General features: G+C 60.8%; 25 protein-coding genes, 1 tRNA gene and 2 pseudogenes. 7 read left to right on the plus strand and 21 right to left on the minus strand.

Annotated features, from left to right (window positions below):
• Positions 1-40: 40 nt before the first annotated feature.
• The 4 genes from TU82_RS06530 to TU82_RS06545 are packed head-to-tail and all read right to left on the minus strand — an operon-like array spanning position 41 to position 5,129.
• Entirely contained in the window at positions 41-1,672 is a 1,632-nt protein-coding gene (locus TU82_RS06530; RefSeq protein ID WP_057722311.1) for a dipeptide ABC transporter ATP-binding protein, read from the minus strand.
• The gene (locus tag TU82_RS06535) at positions 1,669-2,568 is read right to left on the minus strand and encodes an ABC transporter permease (protein WP_057722312.1); all 900 of its coding nucleotides are present in this window, start codon (positions 2,566-2,568) and stop codon (positions 1,669-1,671) included. The genes TU82_RS06530 and TU82_RS06535 overlap by 4 nt, the downstream gene beginning before the upstream one ends.
• 3 nt (positions 2,569-2,571) lie before the next feature.
• Positions 2,572-3,522 carry an ABC transporter permease gene (locus tag TU82_RS06540; protein ID WP_057722313.1) on the minus strand — a complete coding sequence of 317 codons (951 nt, stop codon included), beginning with the start codon at positions 3,520-3,522 and terminating at the stop codon, positions 2,572-2,574.
• Complete coding sequence (locus TU82_RS06545; protein WP_057722617.1) at positions 3,519-5,129, minus strand: ABC transporter substrate-binding protein; 1,611 nt, start codon at positions 5,127-5,129, stop codon at positions 3,519-3,521. Before TU82_RS06545 ends, TU82_RS06540 begins: the two co-directional genes overlap by 4 nt.
• Before the next feature lie 503 nt (positions 5,130-5,632).
• Here TU82_RS06545 and TU82_RS06550 point away from each other — a divergent pair.
• Together TU82_RS06550 and TU82_RS06555 are read left to right on the plus strand one after the other, a co-directional pair.
• Complete coding sequence (locus tag TU82_RS06550; protein WP_057722314.1) at positions 5,633-5,848, plus strand: hypothetical protein; 216 nt, start codon at positions 5,633-5,635, stop codon at positions 5,846-5,848.
• Between the two features lie 308 nt (positions 5,849-6,156).
• Positions 6,157-7,212 carry an NAD(P)-dependent oxidoreductase gene (locus TU82_RS06555; RefSeq protein ID WP_057722315.1) on the plus strand — a complete coding sequence of 352 codons (1,056 nt, stop codon included), beginning with the start codon at positions 6,157-6,159 and terminating at the stop codon, positions 7,210-7,212.
• A 183-nt stretch (positions 7,213-7,395) separates the two neighbouring features.
• Here the strand turns inward: TU82_RS06555 and TU82_RS27685 are convergent, their stop codons facing one another.
• From TU82_RS27685 to TU82_RS06570, 5 genes and pseudogenes are all read right to left on the minus strand, one after another.
• Positions 7,396-7,572 carry a DUF3606 domain-containing protein gene (locus TU82_RS27685; protein WP_072024039.1) on the minus strand — a complete coding sequence of 59 codons (177 nt, stop codon included), beginning with the start codon at positions 7,570-7,572 and terminating at the stop codon, positions 7,396-7,398.
• A gap of 229 nt (positions 7,573-7,801) precedes the next feature.
• Entirely contained in the window at positions 7,802-8,356 is a 555-nt protein-coding gene (locus tag TU82_RS29500) for a methyl-accepting chemotaxis protein (protein ID WP_420893015.1), read from the minus strand.
• Positions 8,336-9,112: pseudogene (locus TU82_RS29505) on the minus strand (PAS domain-containing protein); the annotation flags it as partial. The gene TU82_RS29500 and the pseudogene TU82_RS29505, both read right to left, overlap by 21 nt.
• A gap of 348 nt (positions 9,113-9,460) precedes the next feature.
• Positions 9,461-9,547: transfer RNA gene (locus TU82_RS06565), tRNA-Leu, on the minus strand.
• Between the two features lie 136 nt (positions 9,548-9,683).
• Positions 9,684-10,211, minus strand: a complete 528-nt coding sequence (locus TU82_RS06570; RefSeq protein ID WP_057722317.1) for a DinB family protein — start codon at positions 10,209-10,211, stop codon at positions 9,684-9,686.
• Positions 10,212-10,333: 122 nt separating this feature from the next.
• Here TU82_RS06570 and TU82_RS06575 point away from each other — a divergent pair, with 122 nt between their 5' ends.
• Positions 10,334-11,038, plus strand: a complete 705-nt coding sequence (locus tag TU82_RS06575) for a tellurite resistance TerB family protein (RefSeq protein WP_057722620.1) — start codon at positions 10,334-10,336, stop codon at positions 11,036-11,038.
• Positions 11,039-11,069: 31 nt separating this feature from the next.
• Here the strand turns inward: TU82_RS06575 and TU82_RS06580 are convergent.
• The 7 genes and pseudogenes from TU82_RS06580 to TU82_RS06605 form a co-directional block, all read right to left on the minus strand.
• Positions 11,070-11,267 (minus strand): annotated as a pseudogene (locus tag TU82_RS06580) (hypothetical protein); the annotation flags it as partial.
• A gap of 19 nt (positions 11,268-11,286) precedes the next feature.
• Positions 11,287-11,634, minus strand: a complete 348-nt coding sequence (locus TU82_RS06585; protein ID WP_057722319.1) for an SLOG family protein — start codon at positions 11,632-11,634, stop codon at positions 11,287-11,289.
• Between the two features lie 61 nt (positions 11,635-11,695).
• Entirely contained in the window at positions 11,696-14,410 is a 2,715-nt protein-coding gene (gene mgtA / locus TU82_RS06590) for a magnesium-translocating P-type ATPase (RefSeq protein WP_057722320.1), read from the minus strand.
• Between the two features lie 234 nt (positions 14,411-14,644).
• Positions 14,645-14,938: a hypothetical protein gene (locus tag TU82_RS27690; RefSeq protein ID WP_082631973.1), complete on the minus strand. Its 294-nt coding sequence runs from the start codon at positions 14,936-14,938 to the stop codon at positions 14,645-14,647.
• A 306-nt stretch (positions 14,939-15,244) separates the two neighbouring features.
• Positions 15,245-15,856 (minus strand): LysE family transporter, encoded by a 612-nt coding sequence (locus TU82_RS06595; RefSeq protein WP_057722321.1) that lies wholly within the window; start codon positions 15,854-15,856, stop codon positions 15,245-15,247.
• Between the two features lie 424 nt (positions 15,857-16,280).
• Positions 16,281-17,564, minus strand: coding sequence for an arsenic transporter (locus tag TU82_RS06600; protein WP_057722322.1), 1,284 nt, complete (start codon positions 17,562-17,564; stop codon positions 16,281-16,283).
• 19 nt (positions 17,565-17,583) lie between these two features.
• A complete protein-coding gene (locus TU82_RS06605; RefSeq protein ID WP_057722323.1) occupies positions 17,584-17,853 on the minus strand; it encodes a hypothetical protein in 270 nt (89 codons plus the stop codon).
• A gap of 46 nt (positions 17,854-17,899) precedes the next feature.
• Here TU82_RS06605 and TU82_RS06610 point away from each other — a divergent pair, with 46 nt between their 5' ends.
• From TU82_RS06610 to TU82_RS06625, 4 genes are all read left to right on the plus strand, one after another.
• Positions 17,900-18,115, plus strand: coding sequence for a hypothetical protein (locus TU82_RS06610; protein ID WP_057722324.1), 216 nt, complete (start codon positions 17,900-17,902; stop codon positions 18,113-18,115).
• 71 nt (positions 18,116-18,186) lie between these two features.
• A complete protein-coding gene (locus TU82_RS06615) occupies positions 18,187-18,882 on the plus strand; it encodes an AzlC family ABC transporter permease (RefSeq protein WP_057722325.1) in 696 nt (231 codons plus the stop codon).
• Positions 18,879-19,190 (plus strand): AzlD domain-containing protein, encoded by a 312-nt coding sequence (locus TU82_RS06620; RefSeq protein ID WP_057722326.1) that lies wholly within the window; start codon positions 18,879-18,881, stop codon positions 19,188-19,190. The genes TU82_RS06615 and TU82_RS06620 overlap by 4 nt, the downstream gene beginning before the upstream one ends.
• A 171-nt stretch (positions 19,191-19,361) precedes the next feature.
• Entirely contained in the window at positions 19,362-19,715 is a 354-nt protein-coding gene (locus TU82_RS06625) for a hypothetical protein (protein WP_057722327.1), read from the plus strand.
• Between the two features lie 158 nt (positions 19,716-19,873).
• Here the strand turns inward: TU82_RS06625 and TU82_RS06630 are convergent, their stop codons facing one another.
• From TU82_RS06630 to modA, 5 genes are all read right to left on the minus strand, one after another.
• Positions 19,874-20,578: a YoaK family protein gene (locus tag TU82_RS06630; RefSeq protein ID WP_057722328.1), complete on the minus strand. Its 705-nt coding sequence runs from the start codon at positions 20,576-20,578 to the stop codon at positions 19,874-19,876.
• A gap of 62 nt (positions 20,579-20,640) precedes the next feature.
• The gene (locus TU82_RS06635; RefSeq protein WP_057722329.1) at positions 20,641-21,693 is read right to left on the minus strand and encodes a DNA topoisomerase IB; all 1,053 of its coding nucleotides are present in this window, start codon (positions 21,691-21,693) and stop codon (positions 20,641-20,643) included.
• Positions 21,694-21,768: 75 nt separating this feature from the next.
• On the minus strand, positions 21,769-22,848 hold the full coding sequence (gene modC / locus TU82_RS06640) for a molybdenum ABC transporter ATP-binding protein (protein ID WP_057722330.1): 1,080 nt from the start codon (positions 22,846-22,848) through the stop codon (positions 21,769-21,771).
• Between the two features lie 5 nt (positions 22,849-22,853).
• Entirely contained in the window at positions 22,854-23,534 is a 681-nt protein-coding gene (gene modB, locus TU82_RS06645) for a molybdate ABC transporter permease subunit (RefSeq protein WP_057722331.1), read from the minus strand.
• Positions 23,535-24,287: a molybdate ABC transporter substrate-binding protein gene (gene modA / locus TU82_RS06650; protein ID WP_057722332.1), complete on the minus strand. Its 753-nt coding sequence runs from the start codon at positions 24,285-24,287 to the stop codon at positions 23,535-23,537.
• Positions 24,288-24,321: the final 34 nt, after the last annotated feature.

Here is a 24,321-nt window from a genome sequence, read left to right on the forward strand (position 1 = left end):
CGGAGCGCCTTTTTTGCGTGACTGCCTGATGCGGTAAAAGTCAGGCAGCCGTGGCCGTGACGCGCTGACCCGGGATGGCAGCAATCAACTCACGGGTGTACGCGTTGCTTGGCTGGTTGAACAGTTGCTCCACCGAACCCTGTTCAACGACGTGGCCGTTGCGCAACACCAGCACCTGGTGGGCAAAGTTGGCCACCACCGACAAATCATGGGAAACCAGTACGTAGGCAATGCCCATTTCTCGCTGCAACTCTTCCAGCAAATCGAGAATGGTTGCCTGCACCGATACATCCAGCGCGCTGACCGGCTCGTCCAGCAGCAACAGGTCCGGTTTCAAGACAAGCGCCCTGGCGATGGCGACACGCTGGCATTGGCCACCGGACAGTTCGCGCGGCAGACGATCCAGGTAGCTGACGGGCAGTTGCACGCGAGCCATCATCTCCCGCGCCGCCTGCTCCAGGGCCGGCCCTTTGAGCAGGCCGAACGACACCAGCGGCTCGACGATGCTGTCGAACACGCTAAAGCGCGGGTCGAGGGCGGCAAACGGGTTCTGTTGCACCAGCTGCAGGCGTTGGCGCAGTGGACGGAAATCGCGCCAGCTCAGGTCGGTGACGTCTTGCTGCTCGAACCAGACCCGGCCCCGCGTCGGCTTTTCCAGGCCCAGGGCGATGCGCAGCGCGGTGCTCTTGCCCGAGCCGGACTCGCCGACAATCGCCAGCGTCTGGCCGGGGTACACCGCCAGGCTCAGATCTTCCAGCGCCACAAAGGTGCTGTCCTCACCCCTGATGCGGGGCAATGCGAACGTCTTGCCCACGTGTTGAAGGCTCAGGAGGGGGGTGTGCGATGGCTCAATGCGGGCCAGGGGTTCGCGACGCTTGGCGAACGCAGGCGCGGCGGCAATCAGTGCCCGGGTGTAGTCGTGTCGTGGCGCGCCGAGGATCTGGCGTGGCGAGCCTTGTTCGACCACTTCACCGTGCTGCATCACCAGGATCCGATCACCCCGGTCGGTGGCGACGCCCAGATCATGGGTAATGATCAACAGTGAAATCCCGCGCTCCCTGACCAGGCGTTGCAAATGGTCGAGGATCTTGCGCTGGACGGTGACGTCCAGGGCACTGGTGGGCTCGTCAGCGATGATCAAGCGCGGGTTGCCCGCCAGGGCAATGGCGATCAGTACGCGCTGGCGCATGCCGCCAGACAGTTGGTGGGGGTACTGGCGTGCGCGCAGCACAGGTTTATCGATGCCCACCTGCTGCAGCAGCTCGAGGATATCGGCATCGACGCCAGGGTAGCGTTTGCCCTTGGCGAGGATCAGCGCCTCGGCGATCTGTTGGCCGATGCGCAGGGTCGGGTTGAGGCTGACCATCGGGTCCTGGGGCACCAGGCCGATTGTGCGACCGCGCAGCCTGCGTTTCTGGCGCTCGCCGGCGTGGGTCATGTCGTTACCGTCCACCCATAACTGCCCGGCGCTGATCCGTGCAGTGTCCGGCAGCAGGCCGAGGATGGCATTGGCCAGGGTCGACTTGCCGGAGCCGGACTCGCCGACAATCGCCACCGTCTCGCCCGTGGCGATGGAGAGCGACAACCCGCGAATCGCCTGGTTGACCTGCGTGCCGCTACGGTAGCTGACACTGAGTTGCCGAATATCGACCAACGGGGCAGGGGCACTCATCGCTGCAACTCCTCGAACGTGCGGGCAATATGGTTGAGGCTGAACACCACGGCGACCAGGAACAGGCCGGGCAGCAGGGAAACCCACGGGGCGGTGATCAGGAAGTGGCGGCCGTTGGCGATCAGGGTGCCCCATTCCGCTGCCGGTGGCGCGGCGCCAAAACCGAGAAAGCTCAGACCGGCGGTGGCAAGGATCGCCGCACCAAAGTCCAGGGTCGCCAGTACCGCCACCGGCCCCCATGCGTTGGGCAGGATGTGCCGTAACAAGGTGCGTCCCCAGCTGGCACCGCCCAGGCGTGCAGCCTCGACGTAGGGCAAGGTCTTGACCCGCAGTACTTCGGCGCGGGTGGTGCGGGCAAACCCGGGAATGATGCCGACGCCCACGGCAATCGCCACCGGCACGGTGCCGAAGCCGATGGCCGTGACAATCGCCAGGGCCAGCAGCAGACCGGGCAGGGCCAGCAACACATCGACCAGGCGCATGATCAGCGCATCGATGCGGCCACCGGCAAAGCCCGACAATATGCCCAGCCCCAGGCCGCCCACCAGCGCGATACCCACGGCCAGGAACGCGGCGAGCACCGACAGGCTGGAGCCGAATACCACACGCGTATACAGGTCGCGTCCCAGCTCATCGGTGCCGAACCAATGGGTCAAGTCAGGCGGGCGCAGCTTGTCGATCGGGGCGGTGGCGTAGGGATCGAAGCTGCTCAACCCGTGCGGCACCACGGCCGCCAACAGCGCGAACAGGACGATCAGCAGCGCCAGGCTGAACCCGGGCCGTCGCAACAGTGGCAACACCACCGTCGTCGCGCGTTGCAGACGGCTTCGACGGCGCCACAGCCCGGCGTCGGCGCGGATGGCTTCGCGGCCCAGGGGTTGCTCGAAGATAGTCATGGGCTAGGACACCTTTGGCGTGTGAGAAATGCGCGGGTCGAGCAGCGGGTACAGCAGGTCGACCAACAGGTTCACGCAGACAAATGCGGCCGCCGACACCGCGACGATGGCCAGCACCACGGGGATGTCCTGGCGCAGTACCGCTTCCTGGGCCAGGCGGCCGATGCCGGAGCGGGCAAAGATGGTCTCGACCAATACCGCGCCGGACACGGTATTACCCACCTGCAAGCCGATCAGGGTGAGGATGGGCAGCGCGGCATTCTTGAACCCGTGGCGTGCCTGCACTTGACCACGGCTCAGGCCCTTGGCGTAGGCGGTGGCGATATAGGATTCTTGCCAGACGCCCTGAAAGCTGCGTTGCAGCACTTGGGCGTACACCGCCGCGCTGGGAATCGCCAGGGTGATGGCCGGCAACACCAGGCTTTCCATGCCCCGGCTGCCGGTGGCGGGGAACCAGCCAAGGCCAAAGGCAAATACCTGGATCAGCAGCAGGCCCATCCAGAACACCGGCACCGAAAATCCCAGCGACGGCAGCCGCGCCAGCGCCTTCTTCAACGGTTGCCAACGGATGTAAGCCGTCAGGTACGCCAGGCCGATCCCGCCCAGCAGCGACAGCACGATGGCCAGGCCTGCCAGGGACAAGGTCTGCGGCAGGCGCTCGGCAAGCAGTTCAGCCACCGGGCGGTTCAGCGATAGCGACTGTCCGAAGTCACCCCGCAGCGCCCCCAGCAACAAGTCGAAATATCGCTCGAACAGGCCTTTGTCCAGGCCGTAATAAGCCCGCGCTTTGGCCAGGTCTTGCACCGACAGCGAGTCGGCCTCCATGCCCGACGCGCTGAGCATGATCGACAACGTGTCGCCCGGCAGCAGATAAAGGATGAAATAGGTGATGCTGTAGGCGCCCCAAAGCACCAGCAGCGCCTGGCCGACGCGGCCGACAAGATAGCGGCTCATGGCGTGTCGACCTCGATATCGCCCAGCAGCGCAAAGCCTTCGGCGGTCCAGTGGAAGTTCTTTACCCTGGGCGAAGTGGCGGCCTGCCACACGCGTTCATACACGGGAAATGCGCTGCTTTGATCGATCAGCAGATCCTGCAGTTCGCCATAGGCCGCCGCGCGCTGCGGGCTTTGGGTCGCGGTGATACCGGCATCGAATAAACCCTTGGCTTTTTCCAGTACCGCCGGTTCATAGGTGTTGGTCGCCACGGTCGAGCTGTTGGCGCTGCGCGGATCCAGGATGGTTTGCAGGATGATCGGGTCGGCGCGGGTCATGTAGTTGAGGGTCAGGTCGTAGTTGCCCGCGGCGTTGTTGGCGACCCATTCGGCGCGCGTGACCACGCTGAGTTTCAGCTCGATACCGACCTTGCGCAGTTGGTCCTGGATCAGCACATCGCCGGCCGTTTCCGACGGGCTGATGTTGTAGCTCAGGCTCAGGCGCTTGCCGTTTTTTTGCCGATAACCGTCGGCGCCTTTGCTCCAGCCGGCCTGTTCCAGCAATTGCTCGGCGCCTGCTGGATCATAGGCCAGCTTGTTGCCCTGGCTTTTGAAGTACGGCGTGGTGACATCGAAGATGCCGTCCACCACTGGAAACTGCGCGTTGTAGACGGTGCTCGCGTAGCTGTTGCGGTCAAGTGACTTCTGGACGGCAAGGCGCACTTGCCGGTCGGCCAGGATGCGTGCGCCGCGGGTGTTGGGGTACAGGTTGAGCGCAGGCCCCGGCAGCGACCGGCTCTGGATGGTCGCGCCCTTGTACTGGAACAGCTTGAGGTCGACCTCCGAGAACGGGTTGCGCGGCCACAGGATGTCGGCCTTGCCTTGCAGGAACAGGCCGTTGCGCACGCTTTCTTCGGGGATGTAGCTGATGTCCACGGCGTCCAGGTGCGCTTCGCCCTGGTTTTTCATATTGGCCGAGGCCCACGCATAGCCTTTGCGCTTGGTCAAATGTGCGCCCACTTCCGGCGTGTAGCTGGACAACACGAACGGCCCGGTGCCGATGATCTTGCCCAGGGAGCGCTCTTTGGCGGTCAGCGCGTAGGAGGCGGGCGCGAGGATCGCCAGGTTGGTGGTTGAGGTGGCTTGCAGGAAACCCGCGTTGGGCTTGGACAGCACCAGCTTGACGGTGAGGGCGTCCACCACTTCGGCGTGGTCGTAACCGGCCAGGTACGTGGCGCCGAAGGTCGCCGGCAATTCAGTGGCCAGGGCCTTGTTGCTGTCGAACGCAGTCTTCACCGCCTGTGCATCAAAGTGCTCGCCATTGCTGAACGTGACGTCGTCGCGCAGGTGGAAGGTATAGGTCAACGCGTCATCACTCACTTCCCAGCGCTTGGCCAGCCAGGGAATGATCGTGCCGGTTTGCGGGTCCTGGTCGGTGAGCGATTCGGCGACGTTACGCAGCAGCACCCGGTGTTCCAGCCAATACACCTGGAACGGGTCGACGCTGACCAGGGTGGTGTTATCGCCGAAGAACGCGATGTTCAGGGTCTTGCCCGTTTGGCTGTCATTGCCGGGTGAGCACGCCGTGAGGCTGAGCGCGAGGGCGCAAGGGGCCAGCAGACGGCTCATCAAGTTGGAGGTATTCAATGGGAGGCCCTCAAGTGGCGATTGCGATGCGTGCACGGTGTGGATCAGAAGTCGTAAGCCAGCGTCTTGGCCCTCCGCCAAGTAGGGGGTCGGTCTTGATGCGAAGATATTCCTATAAAAAATCTTAGTGAAAGTATTTTTTGGAATAAGCTAATTATTAATTATTGGCATTTTATGAATGTTATAAAATCAGATAATTTTATTTTTTTGGGCGGCCCGGCACGGATCCGGTCGACATTCATTTTGAACCGCTTGCAGTGCTGGTTGCCGAAACTGTTACCACACGGAGGACACAGCCATGACCGAGGAAAAGCGCAAAGAACCCGAAGAGCAAACACCGGCGCACTCCACCGAAGAGGAGCGTGAGCGACTGAAGGATTTCAACAAGGATGGTATCCCGCCGGGGGCGTGCTGAAGCGCACGTCCTGTTTGAGTAGCCCACTCAGCGCTATGCGCAACCGCGCACTACCGAAAAGAGGTGATTTATGGTCAATGACAATAACGGTCCCGCAGCGCCCTATCCTGGACCGGACAAGCAAATGCCTGACCTGGGCGAAGGTCATGAGACAGGCCTGGATCAGGCTGAATCCGAGCCCAAGCAGGGCACTGGCGAGAAACCGGAAGATTGGAACCCGCCGCCTGGCAATCCCGGATCGGATCAGGACGCCCAGACCGAGCGTGACAATGGCGGTGCGAAGTAGCGCGTCGCACAAAATGACCACAAAAAAACCCGGCCGTACGCCGTAATGCCGTTCAGTTAAGCGTATATCGCCTCTGTAGGAGCGAGCTTGCTCGCGAAAAACGTCAACGATAACGCGTGTTTCCTGATTGAACGCGGCGCCTGTGAGTTTTTCGCGAACAAGAACTAGGCGTGCCTCGCTCCTACAAAAAACCTTAACTGAACGGCATTAGGCCGTACGCCGGTTTTTTTTGTTTGGCTCTAGGAAGTATCGCTACTCTCTGAGTGTCTGGGTATCGGCAGGCGTTACCCGGCAAGAGGATCAACTGTATGGCATTGACCACCCTGATACTGGATGCCCCCGGCCCGCCGTTACTGTTTGAGGAAGTCGATCGCTTTCTTGAACTGGGCCTGGGCGTCACGCTCAACCTGCACTATTTCGCCGACAAAGAGCACATTCGGCAGCACTACGGCACGCGCATTGACTATGCCGAGATCAACTGCCATGACGAACCTGGCTTTATTGCCGCCGTGAATCGGGCCGGGGGTTACAGCGTGTTCAAGACGCGCCTGAACATCCCCATCGGCGCCAGCCTGATCCGCGCCGCCACCTCGCCGGCGCTGGCCATGCCACTGCGTGCCATCGCCCAGGCCGGTGCGGGCGTCAATCATATTGATCGGCGCGAGTGTGAGCAGCGTGGCGTGGCGATCCTCAACACGCCGGGCTCCAACGCGATCGCCGTTGCCGAATATGTCGTGGCCCAGGCGCTGTTTCTTTCCCGCGACCTGGATGACTATAACGCCCAAACGCACAACGGCCATTGGGCAAAAGGCACCTTGGCACCTGCTCCCGAATTCGCCGAACTGACACTTGGGCTGGTGGGCACCGGCAGCATTGCCCGCCAGGTGGCGCGCAAGGCTGCGGCGCTGGGCATCAAGGTGATCGCCACCGGGTCCGAGCGTTTTACCGAACCGGTGGCGCACAGCCTTGGGCTTGAACGACGGGCAGGTCTTGGACAGTTACTGGCCGAGGCGGACATCGTCTCGATCCACGTACCGCTCACCCCGCAGACCCGAGGCTTGTTCGGCACGGCCGAGTTCCGGCAGATGCGCCAGGGCTCAATCCTCATCAATACCGCGCGCGGCGGAATCGTCGACGAGCACCAGTTGACCGCCTTTATGCGCGAGTTTCCCAGGCATATCAAAGCGGTGGCCATCGATACCTTCGCCCTGGAAAAAGACCGCTTCGACTCGCCATTGACCGCTATTGCCAATGCGCAACTGACGCCGCATATCGCCGGCAATACCACCACGGCAATCCGGACGGCATCGCGCCAGATTGTCGATAAGATCCACGCATTCAGTGCCGCCGCCACCGCGGGTTAACCTGCCGGACACAAGGCACGCCATCACGAAAACCGCCATTTCACCCGCCTCAACACCCTATGCGGCACCGACCCCTCGCCGATGACGGCTACCAGGTATTGCAGACGCCGCGTGGCTGATTGGACAGTGACGGAAGCCGCAGCGGCTGCGACTTCAGTTTGTGCTGGAGGGCGCCATTACCCTTCACTTACCGAGTCTTTTACGCACGTCGGTCACCATTGGGCCAACAGCTTCCACTGCATCCTTGAGCTGTTGCTCCGTCACGCCAAATTCTTTCGTCCAGTGCTTCACCTCCCAAGCTTCCGAGGTGTTCACTCGAGCACGGTCTTGCGGGCCACGGTTGTTCAGATCGTCAGACATATTCAGCTCCATGCGGATTGGCCTGGAAATGTCCAGGCGTCTGTCAATAGAACGTTAGTACAGGTTGGTAGTTCGGTCGAAATGCAGAGGTAGGATTTTCGTTCGTCAGCAAGCGGAGAGGAGGTGACATTGTCCGCCTCGATCGGCGCCTCTTCTGCCGTACTTCAAAGGCTGAGTAGGCCCTGTTAGTGGCTAAAGCCGCCGTGCTCGATACCATGATGAACTGGCCTCACAGATGCTTGGCAAACCGCTCAACCGCCCCCAGAACCTCCCGGGCGCCGGACTGAATTTCCAGTATTACACTTCCCGCTTGCTGAGCAAGCATCAGCCCTTGCTCCGCCTGGGAGCGGCTGTTACCCATATTTGCTACGGCTTCGTCAACAAGAAGCTGATTTTTTTGCACGACCGCTACGATTTCCTCAGTCGCGTTACTGGTTCTTCCGGCGAGTTGCCGTACTTCGTCGGCGACCACCGCAAATCCTCTGCCTTGTTCTCCTGCGCGCGCTGCTTCGATGGCGGCGTTCAATGCTAGGAGATTGGTTTGGGCAGCAATGCCGCCGATCGTTTGTACCATTGAACTGATCAGATAGGACTGCTTGCCCAATGCTTCAATACCTTCCGAGGCAGAAGATATCTGGTCAACAATCTTGTTCATTGTGCCGACCGTTTTCTGAACAACTTCTGCACCCTGATTTGCCGAAATATCGGTTTGCTGCGAGATACCGTAGGCGGTGCTGGCAGCTGAACTGATCTCTTGTTCGCGCTGGACTTGATCGGTAACCAACGTGGCGAATTTTACAATTTTGTAGAGGTTTCCTCGGGTGTCATACACCGGATTGTAGGTAGCCTCAAGCCAGATTTCCCGCCCGGCACTGTCTATTCTTTTGAATCGGCTTGCCACAAAGTTTCCTTCGTTCAGCGTTTTCCAAAACTGCTGGTATTCTGCAGAAGCGGTATAAGCAGGTTCACAAAACAAGCTGTGGTGTTTTCCAACTAGTTGTACAAGTGAGTAACCCACCGCATTTAAAAAGTTAGCGTTCGCGGTGATGATTTTCCCCGAGGGGTCGAATTCTATCACTGCTGTAGATCTCAACAGGGCTTGGATAAACTCACTGTTTTCACGTGCTTTATCCATAGCGGCGGTTGCATCCAATCCATAGCAGCTCATATGGGTTACATGGCCATTCTCATCTTTGATGGGGCACCAGGCCGCGTGTATCCAAACCATTCGTCCGTCGGCTGCGATATATCTGTAGTCATCACTGACCGACCGTCCTTCAGACATGGCGAGCATAAAATTCTTATAGCAAGGTAATTCTTTTACATAGGCGGGAGAGAGAGCACCTAGTGAGGTGCCTACCAATTTATGCTGGTCATAACCTACCAGGTTTGCAAAATTTTTATTGAGACTGGTAATCATCATGTTGCTATCGACAGTCACGCTGACCATTTCGGCGTTCATGCTATCTTGTAGCTCTTGCTGCCTCTTGAGTTCGCTCTTCAATTCCAACAGATTTTTATTCAAGATTTTATTAAACATATAAATACCCGAAATTAAGTCGCTTGGTTGAGTCCGTCGATTAAGGTGGCTGGCTGAGCGTTTGGTTGAGCCGATAGGTGCTGATTTTTTAGTGTAGTTGAACACTTGCGCCAGCGAAAAAATATTAAGTCAGTACGCGTCGTACCTATTTGCCAAGCTCAATTGCAGTAAATGAAATGTTATCTATAATCGCGTCATGAGAATTGCCAGGGTTGATTTGCGATTCAGGTGGTCGGGGGGGCGATCGGCAGGACGCCGGAGATAGGTAATTGCGGAGCAGGTTCTGAAATTGCGGAACAGAAACGATAAGGGCCTGCTCAGGTTTCCCCGGCAAGCCCTTGATATCTTTGGTGCCCGAACCCGGAATCGAACCGGGACGCCCTTACGAGCGGGGGATTTTAAGTCCCATGCGTCTACCAGTTTCGCCATTCGGGCGGTAGCGCGGTGCAGCAGGGTTGCGAATATATAGATCCAGACGCTTGGGCGCAACCTCGATACATCCTTTCCTGCACAAACACGGGCTTGAAAAAACCTGCCAGATCAGTGATCTACGCAGCGAAGCAGGCCCCGTTCAGTCAATCAGCGCGAGCAGGTCGGTATCACCCACGTCCACACCGGCCTGGCTTAATAATGTGGTCACTTGGCCGCGATGGTGGGTCTGGTGATTGAAGAAATGCGTCAGCAGGCCAAAAAACGGTTTTTCAGACGCTACACCACCCATGCTGTGATAACTCAATCGCTGGTCGAGGTGGGATTCGTGCAGGCTGTGGGCCCAATCGAGGATGAGTTGATCCAGCCACGCACGATGGGCCGAGAGCTCACGTATGTCTGCGAATGCCAATTGCCTGAGGTCGACGGGGGTGGCGATGGCGTTCAAGGGGGCCAGCGCGCTGAACCCCGCCGGGTGCTCGGCAAAGCGCTTGAGCCAGACGGTGTCGCCCAGGGTCAGGTGATTGAGGGTGCCGAGGATCGAGCCGAAAAATGCGTGTCGGTCCGCAGTCAACGCCGCGTCTGTGAGCGCGCCGGCGGTCTCATAGACCTTGCGATTCATCCATTGATTGTAGTTGGCCAACAACCCGATGTGCTCGATGCGGTTCACCTGGGTTCTCCCTTGAGGTGGTGGTGGCGCCATCATAAGGCTTGCCCGCCCGGCGGTCATGGTGTTCCATCGGGGGCGAGCTAAGGTTGATTAACGCCACTATGCGCCTGGAGGGCGACACCATGAATACCGGCGATCTATTGGAACAATTGTTGCGCGGCGCAGGGCAGGGCGGTGATTCTTCCAGGGGCGGTTCGGCCGGCGGTCTGGGCGGCGTGCTGGGAGGACTGCTCAAGGGCAATCGCGCCGGTAATGCTTCGGGCGGCGGCAGCCTGGGTGATTTATTGGGTGGGCTTGGCGGCATGCTGGGTGGTGGCGCGGCCACGCGTCCGGCGCAAGGGCGCGCCGGTGGGATGAACTACGCTGCGCTGGCCTCTCTCGGGATGATGGCCTACAAGGCGTATCAGGCCTGGCAGAGCCAGCAGGTGAGCCAGGCGCAACCAGCTTTCCAGACGGCCGATCAGCTCTCGGGCGCGCAAGTCGAAGCGCACAGCCATGCCGTATTGCGCGCACTGATTGCGGCTGCCAAGGCCGATGGCCGGATTGATGACAAAGAGCAGCAGCTGATTTCCAAAGAGCTGGGCAAGCATACGGACGATCCGCAGTTGCAGCAGTGGCTCGACGCTGAAGTCGCCAAGCCGCTGGATGCTGCGGATTTCGCCGAGTTTGCCGCAGACCCGGCGGTGGCGGCCGAGGTGTATCTGGCCAGTGTCATGCTGGTGGACGACCAACAGGATGCAGAGCGCAATTACCTGGACGACCTGGCGGGGCAGTTGCACATCGATCCGCAGTTGCAACTGCACCTGGAGCAGCAGGCCAAGGCCTAAAACCTCAGCGTTGCCGCCGTGGTCAGCCACTGCCCGCTGCATAAGCCTTCGCGAAAAACGCCATGAGCAGCACAACGCTCAGGCTCACCCCGAGAAATATCAGGTTGCGTTGCAGCGCACGGCGTTTGGCCGGCGGCAACAGCAGCAGGCTGGGACGCACGTTGCGCGAATGACGGGCGCGGTATTTGGCAAACCCGTCCGCCTGCTTTGGGTTGTGTTGGTTGTGCATGATGCGCCTCGCTTGAATTTCAGTTTTCTACGCTCAGCACCGAGATGCCGCTGGCTTTGGCCTGGCAGACCAGCTCCGAGGTGTCGTCACCGCCCGGCAGGGCAATGATCACGTCGGGGCGGCTGTCGGCCAGCATGAAGTGGTTGCGTTGGCGTTCCGCCTGTTTGCCATGACGTTGCCAATTCGGCGGATAGCGCACCACGTCGATGCCGAGTTCACGGGCCCATTCCTCGATGTCGCTGCCCAGGAACGGGTTGCCGCCGTGGATCAGCACCTGCACTGGACGCAGGCGATGGTAAGCGTCCAGCACCTGGCGGGACTTTTTGGTGTCGGCGTAATGCCGACCTGCACAGATCAACACGCGCATGAGCAAATCCTTGTGTTGCACGGTGAGGGCCGGGCGGCCTTCACCGTTTGAACGGTGATGATCAGTACCACTGCTTGAAGCGGCGGATGTAGATCGTCTTCATCAGTTGGGCGACGCAGCAGTAGGCGAGCAGGGTGCCGACCAGCCATGGGAAGTACGCCAGCGGCAGCGGTTGCAGGCCCACCAGGGTGCCCAGGGGCGAGAACGGTACGTAGATGCCCAGGGCAATGACGATGCCGGTCATTATCAGTACCGGCCAGGCGGCCGTGCTCTGGAAGAACGGGATCTTGCGGGTGCGCAGCATATGCACCACCAGGGTTTGCGAGAGCAGGCCCTCGATAAACCAGCCGGACTGGAACAGGGTCTGCATTTCCACGCTGTTGGCCGAGAACACGTACCACATCAGGGCGAAGGTGGTGATGTCGAAGATCGACGAGGTCGGCCCGATCCAGATCATGAAGCGGCCGATGTTTTTCGCATCCCATTTGCGTGGTTTGGCGAGGTATTCCTTGTCCATCTTGTCCCACGGCAGGGCCAGTTGGGAGATGTCGTACATCAGGTTTTGCAGCAACAGGTGAATCGCCAGCATCGGCATGAACGGAATGAACGCACTGGCCACCAGCACCGAGAACACGTTGCCGAAGTTGGAGCTGGCGGTCATGTTCAGGTACTTCATGATATTGCCGAAGGTCTCGCGGCCTTTGAGCACGCCTTCTTCGAGCACCATCAAGCTCTTTTCCAGCAGGATGATGTCGGCCGACTCCTTGGCGATATCCGTGCCGCTGTCCACCGAAATACCCACGTCGGCATCGCGCAGGGCGGGTGCATCGTTGATCCCGTCGCCGAGGAAGCCGACGGTGTGGCCGTTGGCTTGCAGCGCCTTGAGCACTCGCGATTTCTGCAGGGGTGTGAGCTTGGCAAACACCGTGCGTTCTTCCACGCAGCGCAGCAGCGTCGCGTCGTCCATCGCTTCGATTTGCGGCCCCAGCAGCGGCTGGCCGGGCTCGAGGCCGACCTGGCGGCAGATCTTGCTGGTCACTACCGCGTTGTCGCCGGTCAGCACTTTGACCGCCACACCGATTTGTTGCAGCGCGGCAATGGCCGGGCCGGCGGTTTCCTTCGGTGGATCAAGGAACGTCAGGAAACCATGGATCACCAGGTTGCGTTCATCGGCGGCGGTGTACTGCTGGCGCGCCAGCGCTTTAGGGATGGTACGGGTGGCGACGACCAGTACACGGAAGCCGTCTTCGTTGTAGTCATTGGCGATCGCCAGCAACTGCCCGCGACGGTGCTCATCCAGCGGCACGGCGGCGCCGTTTTCCATTGTGTGGGTGGAAATGCTCAGCATCTCTTCCACGGCGCCCTTGCACACCAGCAGATGATCGCCGGCGGCATCCTTCATCATGATCGACAGGCGTCGGCGGACGAAATCGAACGGCAACTCATCGACTTTGCTGTAGGCAAACGGCACCTGGAACTTGGGATTCTGCGCGGCGAACTGCACCACGGCCTGGTCCATCAGGTTCTTCATGCCGCTCTGGTGAAAGCTGTTGAGCCAGGCCAGGGACAGCACCGCATCATCGCGCCGGCCACAGGCGTTGACGTGGTGTTCCAGAATGATTTTGTCCTGGGTCAGGGTGCCGGTCTTGTCGGTGCACAGCACATCCATCGAACCGAAGTTCTGAATTGCATTGAGGCGCTTGACCACCACTTTGCGCTTGGCCATGGCCGTGGCGCCCTTGGCCAGGTTGGCGCTGACGATCATCGGCAGCATTTCCGGGGTGAGGCCTACCGCAACGGCGAGGGCGAACAGGAAGGCATCGCCCCAATCACCTTTGGAGAAGCCGTTGAGGAAGAACACAATCGGTACCATCACCAGCATGAAGCGGATCAGCAGCCAACTGACGCTGTTTACGCCACGGTCGAATGCGGTTTGCACCCTTGAGCCGACGATCGCTTTGGCCAGCGAACCGAAGTAGGTGCGCGGCCCTGTCGCCACTACCACGGCTGTCGCCCGACCGCTGACCACGTTGGTGCCCATAAAGCAGACGTTCGGCAGGTCGAGCAGGTTGCCCTGCTCGGCAGGTAGTGGGGACGCGGATTTTTGCGTGACATCGCCCAGGGTGTCGTATTTCTCCACCGGCAAGGCTTCGCCGGTGAGCACCGCCTGGCTGATAAACAGGTCGCGGGATTCGATCAGGCGGATGTCGGCGGGGATCATGTCGCCGGCCGACAGGTGCACGATGTCACCGGCCACCAGCTCGCGCATCGGCACTTCGCGCAGGCTCGGCTGGGCGCCCACCTGCTCGCGGCGCAGTACCGTGGCAGTGGTGCGCACCATGGCCTTGAGGGCCTCGGCGGACTTGGCCGAGCGGTGTTCCTGCCAGAAACGCAGCAGGCTGCTGAGCAGCACCATGGTCATGATAATGATGACCTTGGTCGGGTCGGCTTCTTCGCCGTCCTGCATCGGCAGCCAGCAGTCGGTGATGAAACTGATGCCGCCCAGGGTCAGCAATACGTAGATGAAGGGATTGTTCAGCGCCTGCATGAACTGGACGATAGCGTGAGGTGGCTTGTCGTGAGCCACCTCGTTGTAGCCTTCGCGATGCAGGCGCGCCGAGGCGTCCAGTTCGGTCAGGCCATCCTGGGTGGCGCGTACGTTGGCCAGAGTGGCCGACAGGCCGTTGCGGGCTTCGCGGGCGGCGCGCATCGACAGTCTGGTGCTGTCGTCGCTGCCTTTTTTCTGCTGCAGTGGCGTGTTTTTTACGACGCTCATGGTGTGTACTCCTGTCGCCAACTCTCGACAAAACATACCCGTTACTTGCCTGATGACAGGCGAGCGAAAGCATGCCGAGCCGCGAACTTCGCGATCGGTTTGAATAAGGTCTGGATAATCCTTAACAGTGAATGCTGACGGCGCGTTAATTAACGTGCGCGCAGCGATCCACAACTGGGAAAGTTCATAAGGAACTCCAGTGCATCAATAAGAAAGTTGCTGTTTCCAGTTAGGTCAGGCGGTGCGAGCGCTCAAGTAAAACCCGAGCATCACGCCAGCCTGGGCCAGGCTGGAAACGATGGGTCTCTGCGGGTCCTGAGGGTCGGCGTGATCCCAGTGCTGCACCAACTGGCCGCTTCGCGGGCAGACACGCCAATGCGCCAGCGGACGCGCCGGACGCATTTGGAGGCAGGTTGAAACAAAGGCTGCACGGGCAGGGGACACGCCAGCGGGTGCACGGCACAGCCTGGCGCGCAGGGCGGCGGCCAGAGAGCGCACATCAGGTAAAACAAGGGTTTGCAAGGTCATAACACACCTCGGGACCGGACACGCGACCGGCGAGGCAGTTACGGTGGAGCATCAAGCTCTAGCGCAGCTTACCGGGCCTGGAAGGCAAGTCCCGTCATGTTCTGGGTTTGGCGCCCGACGCCCGCTGAGGCGGTGCTCGGACAGCGACTAGATACTGTGTCCATTGGCTTCTTTTGTGAGGTTTAAAAAAGGCCCCTGTTTGCGGGCAGGGGCAATTTACTCAGGCAGTTACAGAATGTCAACGCATGATTAATTAAATGAGTCAATGTTCAGAGTTCATTCAGATAAGTGATGGTCTATGTAACTTCAAATACTCTGTGCGGCGAGGGCTGCCAAATAAATCAATACTGCCCCACAAGTGCCATAGCTGATGCGCTGCCAAGTCGGCGAGGCGTTCTTGCGCAGTAAGTTGACCAGTGCGGCAGTCAGAAAGCAGGACAGCACTGACGCGATCATGAACCCTGCAAAAAACATCAGCGTTTGCCCATGGCTCGGGGTAGTGCCGACGATGCCCGACAACGCGCTGCCCAAGGCGCCCCAGTAAACGATGTTCTTCGGATTGGCCAAAGAGATCGCTGCGCCCACGGCCAGTGCATTTTTTCCGGAGCTGACGGGCGCATTCTCGATTTGCGGTAACTGCCAGGCATCGATCAGGCTGCGAATGCCCAGCCAGGCCAGGTAAAGCGCGCAGATCACCGTCAGCGGCACGCGCACCGCGTCATGCTGGATCAACAACGCGATGCCCGTCAGCCCGATCACCGCCCAGACCGCATCGCCCACCAACGAGCCAACCTGCACCAGCAGGGCCGGTGTGAAACCGTGGAGCAAACCACGGCGCAGGGTCTCGGCGAGCACCGCGCCGGGAGAGAGGCAAAACACAAAGCCGAAGACCAGCGCGTAGAAAAAGATTGTCAGCATGCCCGCGTCCTGTCGAGAAAGTGCGAAAGCATACGTCAGTCCGAGGGCAGGAAACCATGCAAAATCGAATGTGTGCGAGGGAGCGCTGGCGATGAGTCACCTCGGTCCACATGTGGGAGGGGGCTTGCCCGCGAGACGTTGGCCCGGCACACCGAGCCCAAGCGAGGTGCCGAGTGGTGGGGCAAGAGCGTTTTGCTTACTTTTGACTGGGCCGGCATTCCGGCTTTTCAAAAGTGAGCCGCTGTAAAAGCGGAACCCTAAGTAGCCGTTATCGGAGAAACGGATATGTACTCGGTCCAATCCAACATCCTGGTCGGCCCAGAGGCCGCCATCGGGGGCAAGCCCCCTCCCCATTTCTATCGAGGTCGGCTTGGGAAGTTGCCCCCATTCAAACGCATGAACAGAACTTTCTTCACTGCATTCCTCAGACACTCAGGCGCAAGGCGAGGGCGGCGAGGGTGATCAACAGCACTGGCACGGTCAGTACAATCCCGACTTTGAAGTAGTAACCCCAGGTGATGGTAATACCCTTGCGTGCCAGAATATGCAGCCACAGCAAGGTGGCCAGGCTGCCGATCGGGGTGATTTTCGGGCCCAGGTCGCTGCCGATCACGTTGGCATAGATCATCGCGTCCTTGACCACGCCCACGGCATGGCTGGACTCGATGGACAGCGCGCCGATCAAGACGGTTGGCAGGTTGTTCATCGCCGAAGACAGCAGCGCGGTCAGCACGCCAGTGCCCATGGCTGCGCCCCACACGCCATGGGCGGCGAAGGCGTCGAGCCAGGTGGCCAGGTAGTCGGTCAGGCCGGCGTTACGCAAGCCGTACACCACCAGGTACATGCCCAGGGAAAAGATCACGATCTGCCATGGCGCGTCTTTCAAGACTTTGCGCGTGGAGAGGGTGTGGCCCTTGGCGGCGATCACCAGCAACAGCACGGCGCACACTGCGGAAATTGCGCTGATGGGAATGCCCAGCGGTTCCAGCGCGAAGCAGCCCACCAGTAGAATACCCAGTACCCACCAGCCGGCACGAAACGTCGCACGGTCGTGGATGGCACTGTCGGGTTGCTCCAGATCGGCCGGGTCGTAGGTCTGCGGAATATCGCGGCGGAAAAACCACAGCAGCACCGCCAGGGTCGCGGCGACGCTGACCAGGTTCACCGGCACCATCACGGCGGCGTATTCGTTGAAGCCGATCTTGAAATAATCCGCCGAGACAATATTCACCAGGTTCGACACCACCAGCGGCAGGCTCGCCGTGTCGGCGATAAAGCCTGCGCCCATGACGAACGCCAGCGTCGCCGCGGGCGAAAAGCGCAGGGCCAGCAGCATCGACATCACAATCGGGGTGAGGATCAACGCCGCGCCGTCATTGGCGAACAGGGCCGACACCAGGGCGCCGAGCAGCACCATGTAGGCAAACAGGCGACGGCCCCGGCCACGCCCCCAGCGCGCCACATGCAGCGCGGTCCAGGCGAAGAACCCGGCTTCATCCAGCAACAGGCTGATGATGATCAACGCGACAAAGGTGCCGGTGGCGTTCCAGATGATGTGCCACACCACCGGAATATCCGCCAGGCTGATCACCCCGCAGGCCAGGGCCAGGATCGCGCCCAGGCTGGCGCTCCAGCCGACGCCCAGGCCCTTGGGTTGCCAGATGACCAGCACGATGGTGACGAGGAAAATCGCGATTGCGACAAGCATGAATTAACGCTCCGATGGCTCAGCGGATGCTGGCCCGTTGTGGTGTGTCGCCCATTGCATCCCGACGCAGCGTGACGTGTTGCAAGCAGGGCCGGCTTTCATCCAAGGCATGGATCGGTTCGCCTGCGTAAAGTTCGCGCTCGCGCAGGATTAATCGCGTCAGTCGCGCTTGAGCGGCATCGGCCCGGCATTTGATCAGCACCGCCATGTAAGTCAAATCCTGATTTCGGTTGACGTGGATCAACTGCCCGATGATCGACCACAAGTGATTGAAATTAAACTGAAACATGAATGTCCTAAAGTGCCCGCCCATTGCTGATGAAGGAAGCTCCCGCGTGACCCGAGCCACTCGTAACCTGCGCAAAACCCTGGATTCCGTCGCGGAAAATAACGAAACCGCGGCGTTCGACTTGATGCGTGCCGTCGAAAAGCTCGGCGATGAAGTGCTGCGCCAGCGCCTGCTCAACAGCATTCACCGGTTGAACCAGGATGCCTACGAACTGCGCGAAGCGCGCGACTCGGTGGAGATGGTGTCGGTAAAGCTGGCCTGAGCAAGATCGTTCAAGACAAGCGCCTGAGTGCGCTGGCATGCTTGTCGACTGTCTGTCGATGAGCCCAGTCCATGCCTACCGCCTTACCTCGTGACGCGTTCACCCGTGGCGCCATTGCTGTCATTCCGTTATCCCTGGCCTGCGCCCCCTGGGGGTTGCTTGCAGGTTCCATGGCCATCGATGCGCAGTTCACGCCGCTGCAAGCCCAGGGCTTGTCCGCCATCGTGTTTGCCGGCGCGGCTCAACTGGTGGCGATCGGTATGGTCAAGAGCGGCGCCAGCCTGATCTCCATCGTGCTGACCACCTTGCTGCTGACCTCCCAGCATTTGCTCTACGGCATGCATATGCGCCCGACGCTGTCCTCGCTCAACACCCGCTGGCGCATGAGCCTGGGTTTTCTGTTGACCGACGAGTTCTTTGCCCTGGTCAATCACTATGACCGCCAGACCTTCAATCGCTGGTATGCCCTGGGTGTCGGCCTGACGTTCTATATCATCTGGAACTTGTTCACCCTGGCCGGCATTGTGCTGGGCCAAAGTATTCCCGGTCTGGACCAGTTGGGCCTGGAGTTTTCGATTGCCGCGACCTTTATCGCCCTGATCACGCCGGTGGTGCGCGACGTGCCGACGGTGGTGTGCGTCGCCGTCTCCCTCTTGTGTTCGGTGTGGCTGAGTTACCTGCACTGGGAATCGGCGGTGGTGGTCTCGGGCGTATTGGGGATGAGCGCAGGATTCGCCTGCAAACGCCTGGGAGTCGGACAGCGATGATTTACCTGATGATTGTGGCGATGGCGCTGGTGGTGTTTTTCAATCGCTACCTGTTTATCGAGCCGCGCTTGCCGGTGCGGCTCAATCGGGGCACCCGTGAGTTCCTCGGGTTTGCCGTACCGGGCATGCTCACCGCGATTTGCGGGCCGATTATTTTCATCAAAGACCACCAGCTCAACCTGAGCCCGAGCAACCCCTACCTGCTCGCCGGGATCTGCGCCGTGGGGTTGATGCTGTGGACGCGCAGTGTGCTGGTCACCGTGCTGTCGAGCATGGCGCTGTTCTATCTGTTGCGCTGGTGGTTGTAAGCCGCAGGCAAAAAAAAGCCCGCGGGAGGGCGGGCAGAAGGGAGACTTCTAAAAATGAGCGTGCCCACTATAAGCGGCCGGTTTTGCCTTTACCGTGAAACAAACTTCATGGGCGCGTCAGTTGGCGGCGGCGCAATGGTAGAGTCACGGTTTTTCCAAGGAAGCACAGGCATGTACAAAGTGGTGATAGGCGCATTGGTACTGGCAACGCTGGCCGGCTGCGCGGGTTCGAAGATGAAAGAGGCGCGTACGGGCAACCCGTACAAGACCATGGCGTCGGACAAGGCCACCCTGGTGGTTGCCCAATGCATTCAGTATGGCTGGCAGGATGAAAGCGTATTCGGCGTCGATGCCGGCGGCTTCAAGGAAGCCACCGAGGCCGGAGGCTTTACGGTGTACACCACGGGCGGTGACTACTTTGCGGATGTACTGAGCACGGGCGCGGGTTCTACCGTCAAGTATTACGCCGCAGAGGACACGATGCCGGCCAAACGCCGCCTGGCAGCGCTTGCCACGTGTCTGTAATACCTTGCCTTAGTCCTATTCGCAAACGCCCGGCGGGACAGCCGTCGGGCATTGGCCTATTATTCAACGGCTCGCCCGACGTGATGGCTCTTTACCGGTACACGGATGTCGAGGCCTAAACGTCGGGCGGGCACTTCTTTTTTTCCAAACCTTGATGGTCAGCGTGGCATGAAGCCCAACTGCCAGCGCCGGGGAATCGCCAGGGTCGCCAGGCCCAGCAGCCCCGCCAGTGCGCCACTGACCCACAGCGCGCGCAGGCCGATCTGCTGTTCCAGCAGCGCTCCGATTACCGCGCCGACAAACATCCCCGCCCAGGGTATCAACTGCATGCGCCAGCCATTGCGGCGCTCGCCCATCACCCAGCGGCCCAGCCCGCGACCAAAACGCGACAGCGCCCCCGTCACATAGGTGAGACCCACCGGCACGCCATTCACTTGCTCGACGGCCGCGTTAAGCATGCCCATGGCGATAATCGCCGCCAGCAGAGCGGGCAGCGTATCGGGCCACGGCAGCAGCGCCGCAGCGCAGAGCAGGGCGCCGATGCTGAGCAACAAGGGCAGCGCGTGGCGCTTGCTCACGCGGCTGACGATGACGCCCAACGCGTTGCCGAGGATGAAGGTAGCCACCAGCAATACCAGGCGCGCGGTAAGCCCCCCGTCGCCTGCGCTGATCGCGACCGCCAGGCGTGTGGTGTTGCCGCTCATGAACGAGACAAAGTCGCCGCTGGCCATGAAACCAATGGCATCGGTCATGCCGGCGAGCACCGACAAACCGGCCACCAGCAGCAGGCCCACGCGTCCACGCCAGCGTTGTCGATGGGCGAGCGCGGCATTGGCGTAAGGCTTGCGGGGCGAAGGCAGCATCGGGCCGGTTTCCAGTGAGATTATCCCGCCACTACCCTAGGGCGCTTTGCGACGGCGCGCAATCAGCGTTGCAGTGAGGTCTGGCCGGGCAAGTCGGCGACCAGTTGCTCAAGGAACATCGCCAGGGCGACTTCTTCGGCCTTGAGGCCCTTGCGCACCCTCGGCTTGGGCAACTTCGACAGCTCGCCCAGGCTGAAATGCTCAAGCACCGCCGGGTGGATATAGCACTTGCGACACACCGCCGGCGTATTGCCCAGTTGCCTCGCGACGTCCTTGACCATGCTGACCACATGGCGCTTGGCGTCGGACTCCGGCTGCCATGCCAACTCGCGCAGCACCGCCAGCGCCATGGCCGTGCCGGCCCAGGTGCGGTAGTCCTTGGCGGTAAAGTCTTCGCCGGTCAGGCTATGCAGGTACGCGTTGACGTCCTGGGAGCTGACGGTATGGCGTTCGCCGTGTTCGTCCAGGTACTGGAACAGGTTCTGTCCGGGCAGTTCCATGCACCGCTTGACCACACTGGCCAGGCGCCGGTCCTTGACGCTGATTTGATGCTCCACGCCGCTCTTGCCGCGAAACTGGAATTTTATCTCGCTGCCCTTGATGTCCACGTGGCGGTTGCGCAGGGTGGTCAGGCCATAGGATTTATTGTCGCGGGCGTACTGAGTATTGCCGACGCGGATCAGCGTGGCATCGAGCAACATCACCACCGTGGCCAGCACTTTTTCGCGGGTGAAGCCGGGCTCGGCGATCTGTGCTTCCAATTGTTTGCGCAACTTGGGCAAGGCAGCGCCGAAGGCCTGCAGCCGCGCATATTTGTCGCTGTCGCGCACCTCACGCCAGCGCCCATGATAGCGATACTGCTTGCGGCCTCGGGCGTCGCGGCCGGTGGCTTGCAGGTGGCCGCGCGGGTCGGCGCAGATCCACACATCGGTGTAGGCGGGCGGCACCGCCAGCGCATTCAGGCGCTTGATTTCATCGGCATCGGTGATGCGTTCGCCGTCGGGGCCGAAATACTGGAACTTGCCGCGCAGCTTTTTGCGGCGGATGCCGGGTTGGCTGTCGTCAACGTAATGCAGGTCACGGGGTAGATCGGCGGGCAGCGCAGAGTCGGGCATGGTGCGGGTTCCTTGGCAATGGATCAGGCCGGTATGTCTGATTGACCGCGTCGTTCTGCGGTCGTGCCAAATGGTTTAGGCCAGCACCGCCACCGCCTTGATCTGCGCCCACAACACCTGTCCCGGCTGCACATTCAGCTGGTCCCGCGAGAACCGCGTAATGCGCGCCAGCAACGGCGTGCCACCGACATTCAGGCGCACCAGTGCATGGGCGCTGTTATCCGCCGCAACGTCCTGGATGACGGTCACCGGCAGGCGGTTGAGGATGCTGCTGTGCTCCTGCGCCTGGTGGCTGAGGCTTACATCCCGTGCCTGAATCTTGACCCGCAGCTGTTTGCCCAGGGCCATCGGCGTGTGGGCCACGCGTATCTGCAAGGGGCAATCGGGCAGTTGCAGGGTGAGCAACTGATAGTGCTCGTCGTAGGCAATCACGCTGCCAGTGACCACCACGCCGGCATCGTCGCCCCGCGCCAGGGGCAGATCGAGCCGCGCCAGGGTTTCGCCGATGGGGCCGCTGGCCTGGACCTTGCCGTCGCCGAGCAGGACGAGGTGGTCGGCCAGGCGCGCCACTTCGTCCTGGGCATGGCTGACGTACAACACGGGAATATCCAGCTCGTCGTGCAGGCGTTCGAGGTAAGGCAGGATTTCGTTTTTGCGCTGGCTGTCGAGGGCCGCCAGGGGTTCATCCATCAGCAGCAAGCGGGGACTGGTGAGCAGGGCGCGGGCAATGCCGACGCGCTGGCGCTCACCACCGGACAGGTGCTGCGGGTCACGTTCAAGCAGGTGAGCGATACCCAGCAGCTCAGTGGCCTGGGCCATGTCCACGCGCCGCTGTGCGCGTGGGATGCGCTTGAGGCCGAACGCCAGGTTTTCCCGCACCGACAGATGGGAGAACAGGCTCGCCTCCTGGAATACGTAGCCCAGGGCGCGTTTGTGCGCAGGCACGAACAGCCCGTTACGGCTGTCTTGCCAGACCTCGTCGTTGATCTGCACAAACCCGTCAGCGGCGCGCTCCAGGCCGGCGATACAGCGCAGGCAGCTGGTCTTGCCGGAGCCGGAAGGGCCGTAAAGCGCGGTGACGCCACGGCCGGGCAATTGCAGTTCCACATCCAGCGCGAAGCCTGTGTACTTCAGGTGCAGGCGTACCTCAATCATCGCGATCAGCTCCAACCCATTTTGGTTTTACGGCTGGAGTAGAGCGCCAGCAACACAAGGAACGCGAACACCACCATCGCGCCGGCCAGCCAGTGGGCCTGGGCGTACTCCATGGCTTCGACGTGGTCGTAGATCTGCACCGAGGCCACCCGGGTCTTGTCCGGGATATTGCCGCCGATCATCAGCACCACGCCGAACTCGCCGACGGTATGGGCGAAGCCGAGGATCGACGCCGTAATAAAACCTGGGCGAGCCAGCGGCAGGATCACCGTGAAAAAGGTGTCCCAGGGACTGGCCCGCAAGGTCGCGGCCACTTCCAGCGGGCGCGTGCCGATGGCCGAGAACGCGTTCTGCAACGGTTGCACCACGAAGGGCATGGAGTAAATCACCGAGCCGACCACCAGCCCGGCAAAGCTGAAGGTCAGGGTGCCCAGGCCCAGCCATTGGGTGAACTGACCGACGTAGCCATTGGGCCCCATGGTCAACAGTAAGTAGAAGCCGATAACCGTCGGCGGCAGCACCAACGGCAACGCGACGATTGCACCAATGGGGCCGCGCCACCAGGAGCGGGTGCGCGACAGCCACAGGGCGATTGGCGTACCGATCAGCAGCAGGATCACCGTGGTCAGCGAGGCCAGTTTGACCGTCAGCCAGATCGCGGAAAAATCAGCGCTCGTGAGTGGCATTTACAGCGCATAACCGTAGGACTTGATCACCGCGGCGGCCTTCGGTCCTTTCAGATAATCGACCAGGGCCTTGGCGGCGGCGCTGTCCTTGCCTTTGGTCAGGATCACCGCATCCTGTTTGATCGGGTCATGCAGGGATGACGGCACGATCCACGCCGAACCGCTGGACACTTTGCCGTCCTTGTAAATCTGCGACAGCGCCACAAAGCCCAACTCGGCGTTGCCGGTGGACACGAACTGATAGGCCTGGGTGATGTTTTGGCCTTCGACGAGCTTGTCCCTGACCTTGTCGGTCAAGCCTTCCCTGGCCAGCACTTGAGTGGCGGCCAGGCCGTACGGCGCGGCTTTCGGGTTGGCGATGGACAGGTGTTTGAATGCATTCTGCTTGAGCACGTCACCCCCGGCATCCACGTAACCTTCTTTCGCCGACCACAGGGCCAGGGTGCCGACCGCGTAGGTAAAGCGCGAGCCTTTGACGGTATCGCCTTCGGCCTCGAGCTTCTGCGGGGTGGTGTCGTCGGCACTGAGGAAAACCTGGAACGGCGCGCCATTCTTGATCTGGGTATAGAACTGCCCGGTGGCGCCGTAGGACGCGACCAGCTTGTGGCCGGTGTCTTTCTCGAAGTCGGCGGCAATCGCCTGGATCGGCGCGGTAAAGTTGGCGGCGACGGCCACTTGCACCTCATCGGCCTGCGCCGAACCCAGGGCGAAGACGGCAAGCAGGGGGGCCAGGCGCACGGCGCGGATCATCATGAAGCAACTCCTTGAGGGGATACGGCTGATTGCC

It is taken from the genome of Pseudomonas orientalis (genome assembly GCF_001439815.1).
GTDB lineage: Bacteria > Pseudomonadota > Gammaproteobacteria > Pseudomonadales > Pseudomonadaceae > Aquipseudomonas > Aquipseudomonas orientalis.

What these genes read in the sequence shown, in the direction of transcription:
- TU82_RS06535 (WP_057722312.1), bottom strand. Translation starts at nt 2,568, where the DNA reads ATGACTATCTTCGAGCAACCCCTGGGCCGCGAAGCCATCCGCGCCGAC.
- TU82_RS06585 (WP_057722319.1), bottom strand. Translation starts at nt 11,634, where the DNA reads ATGCGCGTGTTGATCTGTGCAGGTCGGCATTACGCCGACACCAAAAAG.
- TU82_RS06605 (WP_057722323.1), bottom strand. Translation starts at nt 17,853, where the DNA reads ATGTTTCAGTTTAATTTCAATCACTTGTGGTCGATCATCGGGCAGTTG.
- TU82_RS06550 (WP_057722314.1), top strand. Translation starts at nt 5,633, where the DNA reads ATGGTCAATGACAATAACGGTCCCGCAGCGCCCTATCCTGGACCGGAC.
- TU82_RS27685 (WP_072024039.1), bottom strand. Translation starts at nt 7,572, where the DNA reads ATGTCTGACGATCTGAACAACCGTGGCCCGCAAGACCGTGCTCGAGTG.
- TU82_RS06540 (WP_057722313.1), bottom strand. Translation starts at nt 3,522, where the DNA reads ATGAGCCGCTATCTTGTCGGCCGCGTCGGCCAGGCGCTGCTGGTGCTT.
- TU82_RS06595 (WP_057722321.1), bottom strand. Translation starts at nt 15,856, where the DNA reads ATGCTGACAATCTTTTTCTACGCGCTGGTCTTCGGCTTTGTGTTTTGC.
- TU82_RS06555 (WP_057722315.1), top strand. Translation starts at nt 6,157, where the DNA reads ATGGCATTGACCACCCTGATACTGGATGCCCCCGGCCCGCCGTTACTG.
- modB (WP_057722331.1), bottom strand. Translation starts at nt 23,534, where the DNA reads ATGCCACTCACGAGCGCTGATTTTTCCGCGATCTGGCTGACGGTCAAA.
- modC (WP_057722330.1), bottom strand. Translation starts at nt 22,848, where the DNA reads ATGATTGAGGTACGCCTGCACCTGAAGTACACAGGCTTCGCGCTGGAT.
- modA (WP_057722332.1), bottom strand. Translation starts at nt 24,287, where the DNA reads ATGATGATCCGCGCCGTGCGCCTGGCCCCCCTGCTTGCCGTCTTCGCC.
- TU82_RS06625 (WP_057722327.1), top strand. Translation starts at nt 19,362, where the DNA reads ATGTACAAAGTGGTGATAGGCGCATTGGTACTGGCAACGCTGGCCGGC.
- TU82_RS06600 (WP_057722322.1), bottom strand. Translation starts at nt 17,564, where the DNA reads ATGCTTGTCGCAATCGCGATTTTCCTCGTCACCATCGTGCTGGTCATC.
- TU82_RS06630 (WP_057722328.1), bottom strand. Translation starts at nt 20,578, where the DNA reads ATGCTGCCTTCGCCCCGCAAGCCTTACGCCAATGCCGCGCTCGCCCAT.
- TU82_RS06575 (WP_057722620.1), top strand. Translation starts at nt 10,334, where the DNA reads ATGAATACCGGCGATCTATTGGAACAATTGTTGCGCGGCGCAGGGCAG.
- TU82_RS06530 (WP_057722311.1), bottom strand. Translation starts at nt 1,672, where the DNA reads ATGAGTGCCCCTGCCCCGTTGGTCGATATTCGGCAACTCAGTGTCAGC.
- TU82_RS06615 (WP_057722325.1), top strand. Translation starts at nt 18,187, where the DNA reads ATGCCTACCGCCTTACCTCGTGACGCGTTCACCCGTGGCGCCATTGCT.
- TU82_RS06635 (WP_057722329.1), bottom strand. Translation starts at nt 21,693, where the DNA reads ATGCCCGACTCTGCGCTGCCCGCCGATCTACCCCGTGACCTGCATTAC.
- TU82_RS06620 (WP_057722326.1), top strand. Translation starts at nt 18,879, where the DNA reads ATGATTTACCTGATGATTGTGGCGATGGCGCTGGTGGTGTTTTTCAAT.
- TU82_RS27690 (WP_082631973.1), bottom strand. Translation starts at nt 14,938, where the DNA reads ATGACCTTGCAAACCCTTGTTTTACCTGATGTGCGCTCTCTGGCCGCC.
- mgtA (WP_057722320.1), bottom strand. Translation starts at nt 14,410, where the DNA reads ATGAGCGTCGTAAAAAACACGCCACTGCAGCAGAAAAAAGGCAGCGAC.
- TU82_RS06545 (WP_057722617.1), bottom strand. Translation starts at nt 5,129, where the DNA reads ATGAGCCGTCTGCTGGCCCCTTGCGCCCTCGCGCTCAGCCTCACGGCG.